This is a genomic window from Ruegeria sp. YTSA144 (genome assembly GCF_059610125.1).
Genome location: NZ_JBXWNA010000007.1, coordinates 146,121 through 163,520 on the forward strand (window position 1 = coordinate 146,121; position 17,400 = coordinate 163,520).

The window sequence follows — 17,400 nt, forward strand, 5'->3', positions numbered from 1 at the left end:
CAAAATGAGAACATTTTGATGTCTGCCCGATGCCCAAACGCCGAATACTCTCGCTGTGGTTCCCCCGTCTGGGGGCCGAACGGCTGATCCGCGCTGCGCGGGGCCTGCATGGCGGGCCTTTGGCCGTTGTGGCCGAACAGTCGAACATGCAGGTCATCACCTCGCTGAACACCGAAGCTCAGGCCGCTGGTCTGCGCGTGGGCCAGCCGGTGCGCGATGCCCATGCCATGTGCGCCAGCCTGATCACCCGCCCCCGCAACGCCCCGGCCGAGGCCGCTTTTCTGACCGCGCTGCGCCGCTGGGCGGGCAAGTTCAGCCCCTGGGTGGCCGAAGAGGCGCCCGATGGCCTGATCGTCGATCTGTCGGGCTGCGCCCATCTGTTCGGCGGCGAAGAGGCGCTGCTGGACGTGATCGAGACCGACTGCGCCGACATGGGGCTGAGCGTGCAGATGGGCATTGCCGACACGCTGGGCGCGGCCTGGGCGCTGGCGCGCTATGCCGGGCAAGAGGCCACCTCGGACCGCAATGGCGACGCCATTTCCCAAGAGGCCCGCGCCACCCGCGCCCGCGCCGGCAAGCGGCGGCACTGGACCAGGGGCGCCGCCGCGCCGCAGGTGGTGGCCATGGGCGGCGGCGCGCGGATCGCGCCTCCGGGGCAGGCTTATGGCGCGCTCGCCCCCCTGCCCATCGCGGCGCTGCGGCTGGACGAGCAGACCGTGGCGCAGCTGAACCGGCTGGGCCTGCGGCGGATCGGCGACCTGCTGGGCCAGCCGCGTGCCAGTTTGGCCCGCCGGTTCGGGCGCGGGCTGGTGCTGCGGCTGGATCAGGCGATGGGCAGCGCGCCCGAGCCGGTCTCGCCCGCCCGTCCGCCACATCACTTTGCGGTACGGATGACTCTGCCCAACCCGATTGGCTTGGTCGAAGACGTGATGGCTGCCGTCGATCGGATTCTGCCAACGCTCTGCACCAAGCTGGAAGAGAAAGGGCGCGGGGTCCGCACGCTGCGTCTGGAAGCCCACCGGGCCGATCAGGCCGCTGAGGTTATCGAGATCGGCCTGGCCCGTCCGACCTATGACAAAAATCGTATTTGCCCTTTGTTAGAGATGAAAATTGACAAGATTGACGCTGGCTATGGCATCGACATGCTGCGGCTTGAGGCGATCCAGACGGAACCCATCCATGCCCGCACCATCGCCGGTCATGCCGAAGCGCGCCGCGTAGCCCGCAACCGGCTTGAGGGCAATACAGCCGTGGATGATCTTACGGCCAAGCTGGGCGCGCGGGTGGGGCTGGATGCGATCACGCGGCGGCACCCGGCGGCCTCTCATATCCCCGAGAAAACGGCGCAGACGCTGGCGGCGGCCTGGTCGGAACCCGCGCGCGACTGGCCTGCCCCGCCGCGCCCCCGCCCCTTGCAGATGTGGCAGCCCGAACCCGTGATGGCGCCGGAAACCCCGAATGTGCCCTGCACCTTTCGCTGGCGTGGGCGCGACTGGCAACTGGCGCAGGCCACCGGCCCGGAACGTATCGCGCCGGAATGGTGGCTGGATGACCCCAACTGGCGCAGCGGGGTGCGCGATTACTGGGTGGTGGTGACAGAACAGGGGGAACGCCTGTGGTTGTTCTACGGGCACGGAGGCACGATGTCCGCAGGCTGGTTCTGTCAGGGACAGTTTTGTTAGAGTCTATTTCCCACGATAAACCAGCAGGTCCGGCAGGTAGTCAATCAGACGAATGAACCAGGAAAACGGTGCCGGAAAATCCGTACGGAAACGGCGGCGAGACATTGCCTTGACCACGCGATCCGCCGCATCCTCGGGCGTCATCAACATCGGCATCTTGAAGCTGTTCTTTTCGGTCAGTCGGGTCTTGATGAAGCCGGGATTGACGATACGCACTGTCACGCCAGTACCCGCCAGATCATGCCGCATTGTCTCGGCCAGCGAAATTAGCGCGGCCTTGCTGGCGCCATACCCGATTGCGGCGGGCAGCCCGTGATACCCGGCCAGTGACCCGATCAAAGTAACCTCTCCCTGGCCTGCCCGAACAAAGCCCGGAACGGTTTCACCCAGAACCCGCAGCGCACCCAGATAGTTCACATCGCTCATCCTGAGGGACGCTTCGGTGTCCCATTCGGCCGAACGCATGGGGTCATAAGCCCCGGCATTGTAAACCAGCCCATCGACATGCCCCGCCTCGGCAACAGCCGAACGAACAGAGTCTAAATCGGTTACATCGCACCGGATCGCGCGCGCATCCGGCAATTCTGAGCACATCTCGGACAACCGCTCCAAATTGCGCGCCGACAGGATCAGGGACGCACCCTTCCGGCCAAGCGCCTGCGCCAAAGCGCGGCCCAGACCTTCGCTTGCGCCGATGATCCAAATGGTTTTCCCGTCAAAGCTGCTCATGTGTGGGCCGATTCAGTTGTTGTCACAATAATACGGCCTCGCATCCGCGTTGGATCAAAACGGTGGCGCAAGTCACGGAAGCTCAAACCAGAAGTCACGAGGTAGTGCATCTGTTAAAAACTTCCAATCGGATTGATCCACTTGTGCCTACCCTGCGTATCTTCTTGTAAAACGTCACATAAAGAGGCTGGAATGTTCGACGAAACCCGGGATGTACGGAAAAAGATCGCGATTGTAGGCGCAGGCATTTCGGGTCTCTCCGCCGCTTACTATCTTTCAGAAAACAACGACGTGACAGTCTATGAGGCCGAACCGCGACTTGGTGGCCATGCCCGCACGGTGATGGCTGGGAAGAACGGGGACCAACCGGTCGATACGGGCTTCATCGTCTTCAACTATGCGACCTACCCCTATCTGACCCGGCTGTTCGATGAGCTGGGCGTACCCGTGATCGAAAGTGAGATGAGCTTTGGCGCGACCATCGACAATGGCCGCATTGAATATGGGTTGAACAACCTGCGCACTCTGACCGCTCAAAAGCGCAACCTGGCGCGCCCGGCCTACTATAAAATGATCGCCGATATCCTGCGGTTTGGCAAAGAAGCCCCCGAAGCCGCCAAGGACGACGACACCACGATTGGTGAGTTAGTGGACCAACTGCGGCTGGGTCACTGGTTTCGGCACAATTATCTGATGCCGATGTGCGGTGCCATCTGGTCTACGCCGGTCGAGTTCGTGGATCAGTTCCCCGCACGTTCTTTGGTGCAGTTCTTCCGCAATCACGCTTTGCTGGCAAGTGGTCGTGCAAACCAGCATCAATGGTACACGGTCAAAGGCGGCAGCATAGAGTATGTTCGCCGAATCGACGCAGCCCTTCGTGCGCGGGGGGCAGAAATACGTCTGGCCAGCCCTGTTCAGAATGTATCCCGTGACGAGATGGGCGTCACCATCCACAGCCAAGGGGCCGTGGATCAGTTCGATGAAATCATCCTGGCCACCCATTCGGACCAGTCGCTTGCCATTTTGGGTGAAGGCGCGACCCCCGCGGAAGCAGCTGCATTGGGCGCGATCCGCTACCAGCCGAATACGGCCATACTGCATTGCGACCCAGGTCAGATGCCAAAGCGGCGCGCCTGCTGGTCAAGCTGGACCTATCGTTCGCAAGCCGGGGATGTGGGCGTGACCTACTGGATGAACCGGCTTCAGAACATTCCGGACAGTGACCCGCTGTTTGTAACGCTGAACGCCTCAACAGAAATTCCCGCGGATAGAATCTATGATCAGGTCGAATTTGCCCATCCGGTATTCGACAAGGCCGCCCTGAAGGCGCAAGGGCAAATCCGCGAGATGCAGGGACAGAACCGAACCTGGTTTGCCGGCGCTTACAACCGGCACGGATTTCACGAAGACGGGATAGCCAGCGCGATGCATGTCGTTGCTCGAATAAATGGTGCCCCGCAAACCATCGGAGCTGACAATGGCATTCCTGGGAAAGACACGGCCATTTCTGTCGCCGCCGAATAAGGCGATATGGCGCACGGCGTTTCTTGCACTTTCTTTGCTGATCCCCAAGGGGCTGATCGCATCGCCGGTCACGGAAGAGCTGAACGATGCCCAACTGCGCGGAACCGCGACGTTCCGGTATCTGGGTTTTCCGATCTATGACGCCAAACTTTATACGCCCAAGGGCGCGCCGTTCAGTTGGAGCGAAGATATCGCCCTGCAACTGACCTATCGCAAGAACATCAAGAAGAAAGCGCTGGTCAACTCGACGCTGGACGAGATGGACCGCATCGGCCGTTCAGCGCCCGTTCGCGACGAACTGAACCGGTGCTTCAAGGCCGTGGCAAAAGGGGACAGCTATCTGGCGGTTTCCGACGGTCCCGACAAGGTCAGTTTCTGGCTGAACGGGCAAAAGACCTGCACCATGGCCTATCCGGGCATCAAACGCAGTTTCATGTCCGTATTCCTGGGGGACAACACGCGGTCCGCGTCCTTCACGCGCAGGCTACAGGGGCGATGATGCTCTATCCCCGGGTCAGTCTCTATGCGCTGATGCTTGCTGCGGCGGGTATTCCTCTTTATATCCACTTGCCGCGCTTTGCAGCAGTGAACCTGGGTATTGGCCTTGGGGTCATTGGTGCCGTTCTGCTGGTGATCCGTTTGGTGGATCTGGTGCAGGATCCGTTGATTGGTTGGGCAATCGACCGATGGCCCGGCGGCCAGCTTGCATTTGCGGCGATGGCGGCTTTGGGGCTGGCGATCGGGTTTCCCCTGCTTTTCAATCTGCCGCAGGGTGCCAGCGTGCCGGAACTGGTCGCAATCCTGATCTTGCTGTTTTCAGCATACAGCCTGGGAACCATTCTTCTGTATGGTCGCAGCGCAACTTTGGCAAAGCGAACCGACCCGAAAGAACTGATGACACTGGCCGCCTATCGTGAAGGCGGGCAGTTGACCGGCGTGGTCATCGCAGCCAGCGCACCAGCCCTGTTGGTTGCTTTCGGGGCAAAATCCCAAGGCTACCCCGCTTTCGGAATGTTTCTGGGGCTGCTATCCATTCTGACCCTGGTGCTGACTGTCCCGATCTGGCGACGGACCCCGATAACAGGAACAGGTTTGTCTTTTTCTGGACTGGGTCAGGCCGGCGGCTTGCGCCTTCTTGCGCTGGCTTTGGTAAACAGCCTTCCGGTTGCTATCACTTCAACCCTGTTTCTGTTTTTTGTGGAAGACCGGCTGCAACTGCCGGGCAAGGCGGGTCCCTTGTTGATCCTGTTCTTCCTGAGCGCAGGCGCGAGCGTCCCGCTCTGGGCAAAGCTCAGCAACAGAATTGGCCCGAAACAGACTCTGATAATCGCCATGCCGCTCTCGATCGCTGGCTTTATCGGCGCGGCCACACTGAGTGCAGGAAACCTTACCGGGTTCGCCCTCATCTGTCTCGCCTCGGGCGCGGCGCTGGGCGCGGATATGGTCGTGTTGCCCGCCATGTTCTCGATCGTGCTGACCCGGGCCGGGCTGAACGCATCAGCCGCGTTTGGCATCTGGTCCTTCGCTGGCAAACTGGGCCTCGCCCTGGCTGCCTTTTTCACTCTGCCACTGCTGGACCGCAGCGGTTTCACCCCCGGTCAAACCAATTCCGCACAGGCACTGACCACACTCAATCTTGCCTATGCGGTGCTGCCCTGCATCCTGAAAGTCGGAGCGTTCGGGATGGTGTTGACCCTGCCTACCGAGGTCACAAGAAAATGAACGCTTTCACCATCATCCTTCTGGTCCTTCTGACCACTGTCTTCATCCGCGCAAGGCTGCTGAGTTTTCGCGCGCAATCGCCGTCCGATTACAGCGGCACCGGGCCAGGTTTTTCGCTGAAAAAACACCTGAACGGAGAGATCTTGTCCGAGGGCCTGATCTATGGCCCCAACGGCAAAATGTCGAACAGCTTTGTCGCGCGCATGTCCGGCGAATGGCAAGGCAACGCGGGCACGCTGACCGAGTACTTCACGTATTCCAACGGAAAACAGATGACCCGCAAATGGTACCTGACGCTGGGAACCGGAGACACATTCACGGCAATGGCGGATGATATCGTGGGCGAAGGTCGGGGTGTCATCTCGGGGTCAACCGTGAAACTCACCTATCGCATCATCCTGCCCGAGGACGCTGGCGGGCATACTCTGGATGTCACCGACTGGATGTACCTGACAGAAACCGGCGTCATCATGAACCGGTCCGAGATGCGCAAATTCGGCATCAAGGTCGCGGAACTGGTCGCCACGATGCGTGCAAACCCGAAATCAAAACCGATCCACGCGATTGGTTCGAACGGGTATGACGCGACTTCGGAAGGGAAGCCGTTGCAATGATCACCTTTCGCTCTTTCATCGCCTGCGTCGCCATCACGAGTCTCGCGCTTCTGGCGGCCTGCTCCAGCAAACCCAAAGTACCAAAAACATTTCTGTCGGACCGACAGTTGAACCTCGAGGAATTCTTCGACGGTAAAACCGTGGCCTACGGTCAGTTTCAGGATGTTCTGGGAAATATCCCCCGCAGATTCACAGTTGATATCGACGGGACATGGGACGGCGAAACCCTGACCCTGATCGAAGACTTCGTCTACGATGATGGCGCGACGGAACAACGCATCTGGACATTGACCAAAACCGGAGAGGATACATGGACCGGTACGGCGCCTGGCGTGCTGGGCACCGCCAGCGGGATTGAACGCGGGGATACGTTCAACTGGAAATACAAGATCGACCTGCCGATCAAGAACGGGACCATGCGTGTCAAGTTCGACGACTGGATGTGGCTGCTGGATGACGACCGTCTGCTGAACCGCGCGTATGTCTCACGCTATGGCGTCCGTCTGGGTGAAGTCATCCTGTTCTTCGAGAAGAAATAGGGCCGCCAGGCCCGGTTTCATCACAACAGTCAGTAGAAAATAAACTCGTCCACCAATGCGGTCGTCGATCCCTTGACCTCTCCGGCCGTGTTCGCCCTTGGCCCGTCCGAGGCTGCGCTCTCGGCGCGTTCGCCGCATTCGATTTTCAAACGCGCGCGTTCTATCTGCCCCCAGAGGAAAAACAGACCATCCCGTTTTCCCATGAGGCGCGCAGGAACCCTTGCCCGCAAAACACCTGTTTTCGGTTTTGGCATCTGCTCTCTTACTGCCTCCGGTGTTTTCCACCATTGTCGGAAAACGTAATGGTTTTTCCGAAAAAAGACAATTTTTTATGGACAAAATGAGGTTTTCTACCATCCGTTGACAGGATGGGCTGGCAACTCTCGCATGACGGATATTCGCCGTCTTTACCTGCCTCATGGCAAGCCAGCACCATCCCGCACGGATCAACGTCACCCAAACGGGCATTGCTGCAAACCGCTTTCCTTTGGCCTGACACTCTCTTTCCCAGCCAAGGTCAGGCGACGCGCAACGTTTCGTTTCTGATCAGAGCAACCAGGCCGTCGTCGTCGCGGTTGGGGGTCAGTTTGACGGCGCGGATGTCAGACGTGGCCGCATACACCGCAAGGCCATTGGACCCGCAGAACGCCGTGCTTGCGGGCCTGCCACGCCCCTCAGCCAAGGACCGTGATCCCGGTGCTGTCCACTTTGCCGGAATGTTTCCATGTCTGTTTTGAAACCGGAAATGCCGCCAGCATTTCAGCGCCCAAGCGGGTAAAAAGTACGCTGCCATCGTGAGGTGCCGCTGTTTGATTCTCAGGCAGCGGAGAATTGGGAAGCCGGTGGAATTCCGGCACTGCCCCCGCAACGGTAAGGAAGGTCAGATTCGACAATCAACCACTGGGACGAGGATCCCGGGAAGGTGTCGCAACCGGGTGCAAGCCCCTTTCAAGTCCGGAAACCAGCCTTGCAGATATGTCAAACCGCGGGTGGCGGTGGGGGCACGGGTTTCGGACGTGGTCCTCGCCCTTGAGGCCGTCCAGCACGATCCTGGTCTTCTCTTCGGCCGAATACTGTTTGCGTGTGGCACGGCGGATGTCATTGACAACCTTCTCGCCGTGGCTCTTGCGTGTTCCGGGTTTCTGTCTCATCTCCACTCCTTGGTGGGTACGATGTGCCAGAAACCCTCTCTTATCAAATCGACTTAAACTGTCCCATTGGCGCTGACGTCACACAAGCAGGGTGGAAAAACCGGAAAAGGACGCAGGAAACCAGTTCAAAGTCGTCGTCACTCAGGGCGAGTTCTTTGACAAGCACGGGAGCCCGATTTCGACCGAAAACGGCTGGCCCCCCAATCTAAAAGAGGACGTTCATCGTGCCATAGTGAGCGTTTCGGATTCAGAGGAAACTGTCACTTTGCAACGGAGACAAGACGAGTCGGGCGCTGAGTTCATGCGTCGCTTCGACCAGACAGGCATCGAGATAGGTAAGAAGGTTGGCACGACCGTTTGCCTGCCCTGAGATGCCAAGTGGACTTCATTGCATGTTTGAGCTTCGAGCCAGCCGGAGTCTGAGCGTGAAATGACTGATTAGGATCATATTGACCAGCGCTGGGCCTACCAAGACAGGTACTGCCGCTCAGGTTCTAGCCCAAGGATTACTATTCGTGACAATCTCCTCTGGCTTGTGTCTCTTCGTTGCCATGCTGATCTTCGGTTTTCCCAAGCATAATGGCCGACCACTTCATTGGGGGAGGATCAGGCCAACTCATTTTGGCGTTTCAGTCGCGGCAATCATTTTAGCGACTCAGCACGATGACCGCACCTCCGTTGCTCAAACCCCTAATTTTGTCTGAAGAGTGCTGGCTTCAGGCATCTGGGGTCAACAGTCAAGGTTACTCTGCCGCGATCGCTTTTTCTCGCTGAGTCTTTTCGCCTTCAATCAACAGAGTGCGGGTCGGAAACGGAATATTGATATCCGCTTCGTCCAACGCCTCTTTGACTTTGCGCTTCATGTCTGCCTGGTATTGGAAGTAGTCCGAAGACTTGCACCACACGCGGACAAGAAAATCGACGCTGCTGCTGCCAAGATTGTTCACCTGGATGAACGGTTCGGGGTCAGCCAGCGAACGGGCGTCCGACATGATCGTCTCGCGAATGACGCGCTCGGCCTCCGCCAAGTTGACGCCGTATCCAACGCCAAACGTCCACTCGGCACGACGGGTCTCGTAGACAGAATAGTTCTTGATGGTGTTTCCCCACACCTCGGCGTTGGGAACGATAACCTTGACGTTCCCCATATCCGCAATTTCGGTGTAGTTCAGGGTGATATCTTTTACAGTTCCGAGCACCCCATTCACGTCGACGAAATCGCCGATCTTGAGCGGCCGGAACAGGATGATCATCACGCCGGCTGCAACGTTGGACAATGTGCCTTGCAACGCAAGACCAATGGCCAAACCGGCGGCACCGATCAGCGCGATGATCGACGTCGTCTGCACCCCGAACGTGTTCAGAATGAACAGCCCGGTAAACGCCAGGATCGTATAGCGCGCCAGATTGCCAAGAAAGTTGAACAGCGTATCGTCCAGGCGTTCCGAGTTTTCACCGACGCCCCGGATCTTCCGGCTGACATATCTTGAAATCACAAGCCCAAGCACCAACAGGATCAGCGCCGCGATCGTGTTCGCGACAAGGCCAAGAAGGGCCTCGAGCGTCAGCAGGTCGCTCAGCGATTTCCCGTCATACAGCTCGGTATTCAGAACTTGCGACAGTTCGGCCCAAACGGTGTTCGTCACGTTCTCTGCGGTCTGTACAATCTCGTTTTCCATGGTGTTCCTCGTGTTTCATCGCCTGAGTTTTTTCTTGCAGCGCGGTCCTGCCGGGTCAGACCTCGATCACGGCGCTAGAGGCAAAGAACATGGCCTGGCTGACGGCCGATTTGACCTGTTCTTCGGTGTAGGGTTTGGAAATCAGAAAGGCGGGTTCGGGGCCTTTGCCTGTCAGAAGGCGCTCGGGGAATGCGGTGATGAAAATGACGGGGCAATCGCCGTGCTGGGCAATGATGCGGTTCACCGCATCGATTCCGCTAGATTTGTCCGCCAGCTGAATGTCCGACAGGATCAGGTCGAACGGCTCGCGCTTGGCCAGGTCAATGGCGGCGGTCTCGGTGCGTGCGACCCCGATGACCTGGTGGCCCAGGTCGGCCACCATCGTCTCAAGATCCATCGCGATGATTGCTTCGTCTTCGATGATCAAAATGCGACCGGATGTGTGGCGGGCCATTTCCTCGTAGGCGATATCGATCAGCTTCTGAGCCTCGGCGGGTTCTATCTGCATGATTGCGGCGATATCGCTGACCGAGAACTCTTCGACCGTGCGCAGCAGCAAGGCCTCGCGCGTGTTCGGCGTCAGGCGTGCCAGCTGGGCGTGAGCGCGCGATTGGATGTCAAAACTGCCGCCATCAGCGTCAACAGGCATTCCCGACGTTGACCATATGCCGTGAAAAACACGAAACAACGCGACCCGCGGCGCGAGATCGGCATCGAACTGGGCGGGATCTGCCAATATCGCCTCAAGCGATGCTGCGGCGTAGGCGTCGCCACTGTCCTGTGAGCCGGTGAGGGCACGGGCATAACGGCGCAGAAACGGCAGCAGCGGGCCAATTTGATCTGCGACGGAAACTCCGGTCAGCTCGGTCATCTATGTTTTCCTCATTTTTTTCACTAAACTCGGGAACCAAACGCATACTGGGGCGTTATGGTTCCAGCAAAAGTAAAAATTTTTGATGATGCCATGACAAAACCACAGCCCAGCCGAGAACATCGGCAAGAAATAGAAAAGCGGATCGACGAAAACCTCAAGCGGGCTTTCGATGAGGTAGCCAACGAACCGGTTCCGGATCGGTTCGTCGATCTTCTCGAAAAACTGCGCAACCAGACCAGTGTTCCCAAAAGCGGTGACACGGGAGGCTCGGATGGTTGATCCCAGAGAAGAGCTTGTCGAACATATCGGCGCGATGCGTGCCTTTGCGATCAGCCTTTGCCGAAACGGGGCCACGGCCGATGACATCGTGCAGGACGCATTGATCAAGGCATGGAGCAATATCGACTCGTTTCAGGAAGGCACCAACATGCGGGCGTGGTTGTTCACCATCGTCCGGAACACCTATTTTTCGCTGCACCGCAAGCGCAAGCGTGAAGTCGAGGATGTGGATGGCGCGATGGCCGAAAGCCTGTCGCAAAAGCCCGACCATGACGGACGGCTGGCGTTGAAGGATTTTGCTGTTGCATTTGACCAACTGACGGATGAACAGCGCGAAGCCCTGGTGCTGGTCGGTGCACAAGGGTTTTCCTATGAGGAAGCAGCCGAGATGTGCGGCGTCGCTCTTGGAACGATCAAAAGCCGGGTGAACCGGGCCCGCGCGCAACTGGCCGAACTTATGGATCTGGATGACGACGAACCCATCGAATTGACCGATGCCGTCACGGCGTCAATCGTCCAGTCGCAACCGGCGGCCTGACGATTCATGGATGCGAAGCCGCGCAGCCTGACCGTTTATCTTGCCGCGCTGGTCACCTTGGCGCTTCTGCCTTCGGGGCTGATTGCGGTATTGCAGACACGCGCCGTGATTACCGAGGCCGACGAAAGATCGCGGGCCTCGGTTCTGGCGCGCACCATCGAAGCTGCCAGTCGGGAGCGGGAGCTACTGCAAAAAGCTGTTGGTGCAAGTTCGGGACTTACCGCCGCGCTTTCGACTGGAGGTATGGACAAAGCCGCTTGCTCGGGCCTTATGCGCCGGTTCGTCGAACGCCAGCCCGAGTTTGTATTTGCCGGATTTATCCAGCCAAACGGGGTCATGGCTTGCTCAACCGTCGAGAAGGACATCGATTTGTCGGACGCGCCCGGTTTCGGGCAGATCTCGGAAAATCCGCAGCTTACGTTTTCTGTCAATCGTGCCGGCGCGGCGACCGGGCAATCGGTGATCATCGTGACCCAACCGGTCCTGAACAGGACCGAGCTTGTGGGGTTCGTTTCCATCTCGATACCTCATGCGCTGGCGCGGACTCCCTTGGGTGTTGGCAATACTGGAAGTGACGTAGTCGTTGCCATTTTCGACGCGACCGGAGAAGTGCTGTCATCAAATGTAGGATTGGATGAGGTCAAACCATTCCTACCGCCCGCGAAAGAAAACCTGTTGGTTCTGTCCAGTTCCGGCAAAACATTTTCGGCTAAAACGGCCGACGGAGAGGATCGGGTTTTTGCAGTTGCCAGCATCATTCCGGGCGAAGTCGCCGTGATTGGCAGTTGGCCACGCGAGGCGGCGCTCGCCTCGGTCGGCGCCGGCCAAACTGCCCTGACCATTGCTTTTCCGATCCTGATGTGGGTAACGGGTCTGGGGGTGGCGCTATGGGGCCTGCACCGGTTGGTGATCCGTCACCTGGACAGCCTGCGCTCGGCCGTGCGCCGCTTTGCGCTGGGTGAGCGCGATCCGATTGAAAGCCTGGAAGACGCGCCGCAGGAGTTTCAGCAGATCCAGACTGCATTCAACCGCATGGTCTTGTTGATCCGCGAGGCGGAGGCGCAACACGACCGGGACCTTGTCGAGAAAACGCTGCTGTTGCGCGAGGTGCACCATCGCGTCAAAAACAACCTACAACTGATCGCTTCGATCATGAACATGCATTTGCGCAAGGCCGAAACCCCCGAGGCCCGGCGCTTGCTGGAACAGTTGCAGCGTCGGGTTCGCGGCTTGGCCATGGTGCACCAGACCCTGAACCAGAACTCGCAGATGACGACGATCAACACCGAGGCTCTGATCGGGCATTTGGTCGCCGAACTGGCGCATCGACCGCCAATTCTGGGTCAGGTGGTCGAGGTTGACTGCCGGATCGCGCCGGTCGAACTGGGGCAGGATCAGGCCGTCACGCTGTCGATGCTGGTGGCCGAGGCACTAACGAACGCGGTCAAATACGTAGGCGTTCCGCAGGACGGACCGCCGACAATTTCGGTGGAATTGACCCGACCCGACGAGAGCACCCTGCACCTGAAAATCTCCAACACGCGCGGGCAGTCGGACGACGGTGCGGATCTGTTCCACAGCGGCGGGATCGGTCAACGGCTGATGCAGGCCTTCCTCCGCCAATTGGACGGTTCCGAAACCATAACCGAGACGTCATCACATTATGTGTATGAGGTGACCTTCGAAATCTCCGAAGTAGAAGGCGATAGCGAACCTCAGACCATTGCGGATGAGAGAGGCGGTGATGCCCGTGCCGCAGCAGAATGACTTTGAGGTCCTGATTACGGCCGCGCAAGCCTGGCCCGCCTTGGAAAAAGCGGTTCTTGAGGCCCGGCACCAGATCAAGGCAAGTTTTCGGATATTCGATTTCATGACACGGCTGCGCAGCGACGAGGCGCGCCAGATCGGCGATACCTGGTTTGACCTGATCGAGCATGTCATCCGCAAGGGTGTAACGTTTCATTTGGTCATCAGCGATTTCGACCCGATCTTCGCGACCGAGTTGCACGAGCTGAGCTGGCGCACGAAACGGCAGGCGGTTGCGCTGGCGGAAATCCTGGGTCCAGAAATCGCCTCGCGCTTGACCGTTCGCGTGTCCATGCACCCGGCACAGGCTGGCGCATTGCCGTGGGCCGCGCTGTTGCCGGCGGTTCTTCGGAAAAAGGCGCAGCGGATTCAGGAGCTGTCCCGCGAACGACGCGAACGGCAGGCAGTACGGCTGGGGTCGGACACGTTACCCAGGCTTCACACCGTGTCGCACCATCAGAAAGTCGCCGTGATCGACAATGAGATCTGCTACCTCGGCGGATTGGACTTGAACGAAAGGCGCTTTGACACACCGGATCACGATCGTCTGGCCAAAAACACCTGGTCAGACGTTCAATTGCTGGTCCGCGGACCCGAGGCCGCCGAGGCCGCGCGCCATATCGACCGGTTCGAACATGAAATCGCAACCGGACAAACGGCCCCACAGGCAACCCACCTGCGCCGCACCCTGTCCAGCCCGCGCCGGTTTGCATTCTGGCGGCTGTCGCCAAAGACTATCGCGCATGAGATCGAGGATGAGCACATAGCCGCCTTTCAAGCCGCGCGGCAACTTCTGCACATCGAGACCCAGTATTTCAGATCAACCCGGCTGGCCGAGGCCTTGGCTGAGGCGGGCCATTCCAAGCAGGATCTGAAACTGGTACTTGTTTTACCAGCCTTGCCCGAGGAAGTGGCCTTTGGCGGCCATGACGGATTGGACGCGCAATACGGGTTGGACCTGCAGGCCAAATGCCTGGAGATCATTCAGCAGGGGTTCCAAGACCGGGTTTCGGTGTCGACCCCGGTCCAACCGATTTCGGCCAGTGGGGCCGATGCCAGCGCTGAAGTTCTGAGCGGGTCTCCGATCATTCACGTTCACAACAAAGTTCTGGTGGTGGATGACCATCATGCTTTGGTCGGGTCCGCCAACCTGAACGGACGGTCTTTGCGGTGGGACACAGAAGTCGCCCTTCGGGTCACCGACCGGCAGCGGGTCGCGGTTCTGCGGCAGGCCCTGGTGGACCATTGGTGGTTCTCGGATGATCTGCGCAAACCGATCGAGCCCGATGCCATGTTCGACTGGTGGGGGCAAGAGGTTCAGGCCAACGGCGTGCGGCGCCCCGAAGCGCGCAGCGGCTTCCTCGTCCCGCATGACGCCGACGTTGCGCGCGACATGCGGCAACCGTTGCCGGGGGTTACTGAAAACATCGTCTAGGTGTTTTCGATCGAACTCATGACCTTGGGGTTCATCAACACGCCGAACCACAACAGGATCGGCAGCGCGACGATGGCTCCGACCGGCCCCCACAGCCAAAGTCCGAAGATGATGGCGATGAACACGACCAGCGGGTTCACCTGTAGACGTTGGCCGACGAAGGCGGGTGTCACGAATTGCGCCTCGGACAAATTGATTGCCAGGAAAACCAGCGGGGGCAACAGGGCCGCTGCCCCGCCGAACTGAGTCAAACCGGCAATCAGAAGGCCGGTCATGATCATCAGAGGCCCCAGATACAGCACAAAGTTCAGAAGGCCGGCGGCCACCCCCCAGATCACGGCGTCATTGATGCCTATCAGTCCCAAGGCCACGGCCGTTACCGTCCCAAGGCCAATATTGACCAACGTCACGGCAGCGAAATAGCGATAGACCGCGCGGTCGGCCAGATACAGCCGCTCCGTCAACGGGCCGGCTGCGGCATAGAGTTCGGGTCGGGTCAAAACGAAGAAGAACAGCGTGCCGATGAAAATCAGGATCTTTGATCCGAAATTGGGCGCCAGCCACAAGGCATCCATCACCGACGGAAGGGCGGATTCCGTTTCCGCTGCCCCATCGGCCCCGACGGTTTCCTCGATCTCGCGTCCAAGCGTTTCGATACCCCGAATGAATTCGGACATCGCGGCGACCCAAGAGCGCAACTCGCGTTTGATGGCAGGCAACTGTTCGACCAGCGTGGACAGCAATGGTTCGAGCAGAAGGAACGCCGCGACAATGACGGTGCTGGTCACGAACAACAGTGCCGAGGCGGATATCACACGTGGGCAACCGACCTTCTCAAGCTTGTCGGCAAGCGGGGCGACCACGACCCCCAAAACCAACGCAAAGGTGATCGGAGCGACGATGGACCGGGCCAGGTACAAAGCGGTGATGATGGCGATCCCGGTCAGGATCGCCAGCATTGCACGCAAGGCCGATGGAGAGCTGAAGACAGTTGGCATGGGCGCGCTTCACTGACTGCGCAAAGCGTCAGAGGCCCGATCAGCCGCGTCATCCAGCCGTGCATTGGCCGCGGCATGCAGCTTGTCCAGTTCTTCGTTGAAAACCTTTTGGGCGTGACGCATCAGCTGATCGCGCCGATGGCCCAGCAGCTTGTCCTCCTTGCGAGTGTTGGGCAGCAGAGCGCCAGCCAGAATACCTACGCCCAGCGCCAATGCTCCGGCCGCCAGAGGCTGATCATGGACGAAGGTCTGCGAGGCCTTCGCCGCCTTCCGCGCACGCTTCTCGACCGCTTGCTGCGCACCGATTGCGGCCTTGCGCGCTTCGATCACACGGGCACGGGCCTGGGGTGAGAGCTTGTCCAGACCACGATCCAAGGCTGCAGACAGCACACTGGCAGATTGGCTGTGTTCAGTCATTCCGGTCATCTCCTGTTTCATGCGGCTGTCAGCGTCGGCAACACGCCGGTCAAACCCGTCGAAGGCCCGCTGCGGAGGTACGGCCTGGGGCGGGGATTGAGTTCTTTTTGCGCCAGACCCGGGACCCGCAACCAAAAGGGCTGCCCCTGCACCGAGCAGAGCAAAGGCGGCCGGGTTTTTTTGAGCCGCGGACCAGAGTTGCGCACCGATCTGCCCGCCATAGGCTTCGAGCGTCGATTTCGCCTCGTCTGCCAGGCGCGGCGGTGCCAGCGTATCCGACAGAGCATTCAGCGAGCGTGCAAGAGCACTGCGTTCGTATGCGATCTGCGTTTCAAGAGGTGTCAGGTCAGACATGGGTCGACTCCTTCATCGCTTCGATGTCGCGCTGCAGGTTTTTCATGGCTTGCTCGGGGACCAGCGCGGTAGCGGACAGGCGGGACCGGCCAAAAAGCGCCAGGCACCCAGCAACCAGTGCCAAGCCCGCGCCAACGAGCAACGAGGCCATACCCACCGAAAAACCATTGGCGGCGATATATGCGACCAGGGATGTCGCCATGAGGTTCAGTGCGATCATCAAAAGGATCAGAGCAATGCCAAGGCAGGCCAGCCCTAAGCCCGCTCGCGTCAGGTTTCGGGACAACTCCTCCTTGGCAAGCTTTACCTCAGCCTGAAGCAAACCCGACAGATGTTTGAGCGCGTTTGCCAAAAGCCCCGGTGCAGATCGCAGATCGTTGGGGTTATGCATCGCGGCCACCATTCATTCGCGCCAACGCGCTGGTGTGGCCCGAGGTATCGACCGAGGTCCCATGCAGCAGCGATGGATCAATGTCCCAAGGATCTGCCCCAAACGATGCGGATTGGGCCGCGCCCGTATTGCGCGCGCTCAGGAAACGGGCCGCGGCAAACCCGGCCAGGGCAGCCGATCCGACGAACAATAGAGGGTTTTCGCGGGCGAAATCAGACACCTTTCGGCTCATACTGGCCAAGTCGGCAGAGCGGACTTGCCCAGCCACAGCTTCCATGTTGTCCGCAATCCTCGACAAGACCTGATGCTGCACCGATTGGTCGGGAAATGCATCGGCAGCTGCGTCGGCTGCATGAGCGGCGCTCTCAACCTCCTGCGCTGCGCTGTCCTTCAGTGATTCGGCCCGGGCCGAGGCTTCGGCGGTCACGGTGTCCTTGACCTTGCCGGCCAGATCCTGGGCATGGGCTTTTGCTTTCTCCGTGGTCTCGGTTCGACGTGGCATGGTTCGATCTCCTGTGTTGAGGTCTCGGTCCTCCAACGCATGGAAGGCGAGATTGTTCCCAAGACCAGTTCGAACGCCACTGAGGACACAGTTCGGTATCTGCCCGAACCCTCATTTTTCGGGCCAACGCAGAAATATCGGCGGTGCCCGGAACCAGTTCGAGTTT

Annotated in this window: 19 protein-coding genes, 1 pseudogene and 1 riboswitch; of the genes and pseudogenes, 10 read left to right on the top strand and 10 right to left on the bottom strand. The window is 59.3% G+C overall.

Going from position 1 to position 17,400, the window contains the following annotated elements:
* Positions 1-29: 29 nt before the first annotated feature.
* Positions 30-1,682: a Y-family DNA polymerase gene (locus AC2FF8_RS15525; RefSeq protein ID WP_496880133.1), complete on the top strand. Its 1,653-nt coding sequence runs from the start codon at positions 30-32 to the stop codon at positions 1,680-1,682.
* 3 nt (positions 1,683-1,685) lie between these two features.
* Here AC2FF8_RS15525 and AC2FF8_RS15530 read toward each other — a convergent pair whose 3' ends face one another.
* Positions 1,686-2,411, bottom strand: a complete 726-nt coding sequence (locus AC2FF8_RS15530; protein WP_496880134.1) for an SDR family NAD(P)-dependent oxidoreductase — start codon at positions 2,409-2,411, stop codon at positions 1,686-1,688.
* Between the two features lie 192 nt (positions 2,412-2,603).
* On the opposite strand from AC2FF8_RS15530, the gene AC2FF8_RS15535 reads away from it, so the two are divergent.
* Genes AC2FF8_RS15535 through AC2FF8_RS15555 form a run of 5 tightly spaced genes read left to right on the top strand, consistent with a single transcriptional unit; the run spans position 2,604 to position 6,810 of the window.
* Positions 2,604-3,935: an NAD(P)/FAD-dependent oxidoreductase gene (locus AC2FF8_RS15535; RefSeq protein ID WP_425079918.1), complete on the top strand. Its 1,332-nt coding sequence runs from the start codon at positions 2,604-2,606 to the stop codon at positions 3,933-3,935.
* Entirely contained in the window at positions 3,889-4,434 is a 546-nt protein-coding gene (locus AC2FF8_RS15540; RefSeq protein WP_496873401.1) for a hypothetical protein, read from the top strand. Before AC2FF8_RS15535 ends, AC2FF8_RS15540 begins: the two co-directional genes overlap by 47 nt.
* Positions 4,434-5,657: an MFS transporter gene (locus AC2FF8_RS15545; RefSeq protein WP_496880135.1), complete on the top strand. Its 1,224-nt coding sequence runs from the start codon at positions 4,434-4,436 to the stop codon at positions 5,655-5,657. The genes AC2FF8_RS15540 and AC2FF8_RS15545 overlap by 1 nt, the downstream gene beginning before the upstream one ends.
* Positions 5,654-6,271 (top strand): DUF3833 domain-containing protein, encoded by a 618-nt coding sequence (locus AC2FF8_RS15550; RefSeq protein WP_496880136.1) that lies wholly within the window; start codon positions 5,654-5,656, stop codon positions 6,269-6,271. Before AC2FF8_RS15545 ends, AC2FF8_RS15550 begins: the two co-directional genes overlap by 4 nt.
* Positions 6,268-6,810, top strand: coding sequence for a DUF3833 family protein (locus tag AC2FF8_RS15555; protein ID WP_480685779.1), 543 nt, complete (start codon positions 6,268-6,270; stop codon positions 6,808-6,810). The genes AC2FF8_RS15550 and AC2FF8_RS15555 overlap by 4 nt, the downstream gene beginning before the upstream one ends.
* 29 nt (positions 6,811-6,839) lie before the next feature.
* Here AC2FF8_RS15555 and AC2FF8_RS15560 read toward each other — a convergent pair whose 3' ends face one another.
* From AC2FF8_RS15560 to AC2FF8_RS15580, 5 genes and pseudogenes are all read right to left on the bottom strand, one after another.
* A complete protein-coding gene (locus tag AC2FF8_RS15560; RefSeq protein ID WP_496880137.1) occupies positions 6,840-7,064 on the bottom strand; it encodes a hypothetical protein in 225 nt (74 codons plus the stop codon).
* A gap of 263 nt (positions 7,065-7,327) precedes the next feature.
* Positions 7,328-7,492 carry a hypothetical protein gene (locus tag AC2FF8_RS15565; RefSeq protein ID WP_496880138.1) on the bottom strand — a complete coding sequence of 55 codons (165 nt, stop codon included), beginning with the start codon at positions 7,490-7,492 and terminating at the stop codon, positions 7,328-7,330.
* Positions 7,493-7,590: 98 nt separating this feature from the next.
* Positions 7,591-7,794, top strand: a riboswitch (cobalamin riboswitch).
* A gap of 17 nt (positions 7,795-7,811) precedes the next feature.
* Positions 7,812-7,961, bottom strand: a pseudogene (locus AC2FF8_RS15570) (IS3 family transposase); the annotation flags it as partial.
* 743 nt (positions 7,962-8,704) lie between these two features.
* Positions 8,705-9,640, bottom strand: a complete 936-nt coding sequence (locus AC2FF8_RS15575) for a mechanosensitive ion channel family protein (protein WP_170346795.1) — start codon at positions 9,638-9,640, stop codon at positions 8,705-8,707.
* A gap of 55 nt (positions 9,641-9,695) precedes the next feature.
* Positions 9,696-10,511, bottom strand: a complete 816-nt coding sequence (locus AC2FF8_RS15580) for a response regulator (RefSeq protein ID WP_480685778.1) — start codon at positions 10,509-10,511, stop codon at positions 9,696-9,698.
* A gap of 93 nt (positions 10,512-10,604) precedes the next feature.
* On the opposite strand from AC2FF8_RS15580, the gene AC2FF8_RS15585 reads away from it, so the two are divergent.
* The 4 genes from AC2FF8_RS15585 to AC2FF8_RS15600 are packed head-to-tail and all read left to right on the top strand — an operon-like array spanning position 10,605 to position 14,572.
* Positions 10,605-10,793, top strand: a complete 189-nt coding sequence (locus AC2FF8_RS15585) for a NepR family anti-sigma factor (protein ID WP_425079913.1) — start codon at positions 10,605-10,607, stop codon at positions 10,791-10,793.
* Positions 10,786-11,331, top strand: coding sequence for an RNA polymerase sigma factor (locus AC2FF8_RS15590; RefSeq protein ID WP_171172687.1), 546 nt, complete (start codon positions 10,786-10,788; stop codon positions 11,329-11,331). The genes AC2FF8_RS15585 and AC2FF8_RS15590 overlap by 8 nt, the downstream gene beginning before the upstream one ends.
* A 6-nt stretch (positions 11,332-11,337) precedes the next feature.
* The gene (locus tag AC2FF8_RS15595) at positions 11,338-13,098 is read left to right on the top strand and encodes a sensor histidine kinase (RefSeq protein ID WP_496873398.1); all 1,761 of its coding nucleotides are present in this window, start codon (positions 11,338-11,340) and stop codon (positions 13,096-13,098) included.
* Positions 13,076-14,572 (top strand): phospholipase D family protein, encoded by a 1,497-nt coding sequence (locus AC2FF8_RS15600; RefSeq protein WP_496880139.1) that lies wholly within the window; start codon positions 13,076-13,078, stop codon positions 14,570-14,572. Before AC2FF8_RS15595 ends, AC2FF8_RS15600 begins: the two co-directional genes overlap by 23 nt.
* Here AC2FF8_RS15600 and AC2FF8_RS15605 read toward each other — a convergent pair.
* Genes AC2FF8_RS15605 through AC2FF8_RS15620 form a run of 4 tightly spaced genes read right to left on the bottom strand, consistent with a single transcriptional unit; the run spans position 14,569 to position 17,234 of the window.
* On the bottom strand, positions 14,569-15,570 hold the full coding sequence (locus AC2FF8_RS15605) for an AI-2E family transporter (protein ID WP_496880140.1): 1,002 nt from the start codon (positions 15,568-15,570) through the stop codon (positions 14,569-14,571). The genes AC2FF8_RS15600 and AC2FF8_RS15605 overlap by 4 nt on opposite strands.
* A 9-nt stretch (positions 15,571-15,579) precedes the next feature.
* Entirely contained in the window at positions 15,580-16,341 is a 762-nt protein-coding gene (locus tag AC2FF8_RS15610; RefSeq protein ID WP_496880141.1) for a hypothetical protein, read from the bottom strand.
* A complete protein-coding gene (locus tag AC2FF8_RS15615) occupies positions 16,334-16,732 on the bottom strand; it encodes a phage holin family protein (RefSeq protein WP_171172682.1) in 399 nt (132 codons plus the stop codon). Before AC2FF8_RS15615 ends, AC2FF8_RS15610 begins: the two co-directional genes overlap by 8 nt.
* Positions 16,725-17,234 carry a hypothetical protein gene (locus AC2FF8_RS15620; RefSeq protein WP_480718516.1) on the bottom strand — a complete coding sequence of 170 codons (510 nt, stop codon included), beginning with the start codon at positions 17,232-17,234 and terminating at the stop codon, positions 16,725-16,727. Before AC2FF8_RS15620 ends, AC2FF8_RS15615 begins: the two co-directional genes overlap by 8 nt.
* Between the last annotated feature and the right edge of the window lie 166 nt (positions 17,235-17,400).

Excerpts from the sequence above, each read along its gene's own strand:
- AC2FF8_RS15525 (WP_496880133.1), top strand. The coding sequence starts at position 30 with ATGCCCAAACGCCGAATACTCTCGCTGTGGTTCCCCCGTCTGGGGGCC.
- AC2FF8_RS15530 (WP_496880134.1), bottom strand. The coding sequence starts at position 2,411 with ATGAGCAGCTTTGACGGGAAAACCATTTGGATCATCGGCGCAAGCGAA.
- AC2FF8_RS15535 (WP_425079918.1), top strand. The coding sequence starts at position 2,604 with ATGTTCGACGAAACCCGGGATGTACGGAAAAAGATCGCGATTGTAGGC.
- AC2FF8_RS15540 (WP_496873401.1), top strand. The coding sequence starts at position 3,889 with ATGGCATTCCTGGGAAAGACACGGCCATTTCTGTCGCCGCCGAATAAG.
- AC2FF8_RS15545 (WP_496880135.1), top strand. The coding sequence starts at position 4,434 with ATGCTCTATCCCCGGGTCAGTCTCTATGCGCTGATGCTTGCTGCGGCG.
- AC2FF8_RS15550 (WP_496880136.1), top strand. The coding sequence starts at position 5,654 with ATGAACGCTTTCACCATCATCCTTCTGGTCCTTCTGACCACTGTCTTC.
- AC2FF8_RS15555 (WP_480685779.1), top strand. The coding sequence starts at position 6,268 with ATGATCACCTTTCGCTCTTTCATCGCCTGCGTCGCCATCACGAGTCTC.
- AC2FF8_RS15560 (WP_496880137.1), bottom strand. The coding sequence starts at position 7,064 with ATGCCAAAACCGAAAACAGGTGTTTTGCGGGCAAGGGTTCCTGCGCGC.
- AC2FF8_RS15575 (WP_170346795.1), bottom strand. The coding sequence starts at position 9,640 with ATGGAAAACGAGATTGTACAGACCGCAGAGAACGTGACGAACACCGTT.
- AC2FF8_RS15580 (WP_480685778.1), bottom strand. The coding sequence starts at position 10,511 with ATGACCGAGCTGACCGGAGTTTCCGTCGCAGATCAAATTGGCCCGCTG.
- AC2FF8_RS15585 (WP_425079913.1), top strand. The coding sequence starts at position 10,605 with ATGACAAAACCACAGCCCAGCCGAGAACATCGGCAAGAAATAGAAAAG.
- AC2FF8_RS15590 (WP_171172687.1), top strand. The coding sequence starts at position 10,786 with ATGGTTGATCCCAGAGAAGAGCTTGTCGAACATATCGGCGCGATGCGT.
- AC2FF8_RS15595 (WP_496873398.1), top strand. The coding sequence starts at position 11,338 with ATGGATGCGAAGCCGCGCAGCCTGACCGTTTATCTTGCCGCGCTGGTC.
- AC2FF8_RS15600 (WP_496880139.1), top strand. The coding sequence starts at position 13,076 with ATGCCCGTGCCGCAGCAGAATGACTTTGAGGTCCTGATTACGGCCGCG.
- AC2FF8_RS15605 (WP_496880140.1), bottom strand. The coding sequence starts at position 15,570 with ATGCCAACTGTCTTCAGCTCTCCATCGGCCTTGCGTGCAATGCTGGCG.
- AC2FF8_RS15610 (WP_496880141.1), bottom strand. The coding sequence starts at position 16,341 with ATGTCTGACCTGACACCTCTTGAAACGCAGATCGCATACGAACGCAGT.
- AC2FF8_RS15615 (WP_171172682.1), bottom strand. The coding sequence starts at position 16,732 with ATGCATAACCCCAACGATCTGCGATCTGCACCGGGGCTTTTGGCAAAC.
- AC2FF8_RS15620 (WP_480718516.1), bottom strand. The coding sequence starts at position 17,234 with ATGCCACGTCGAACCGAGACCACGGAGAAAGCAAAAGCCCATGCCCAG.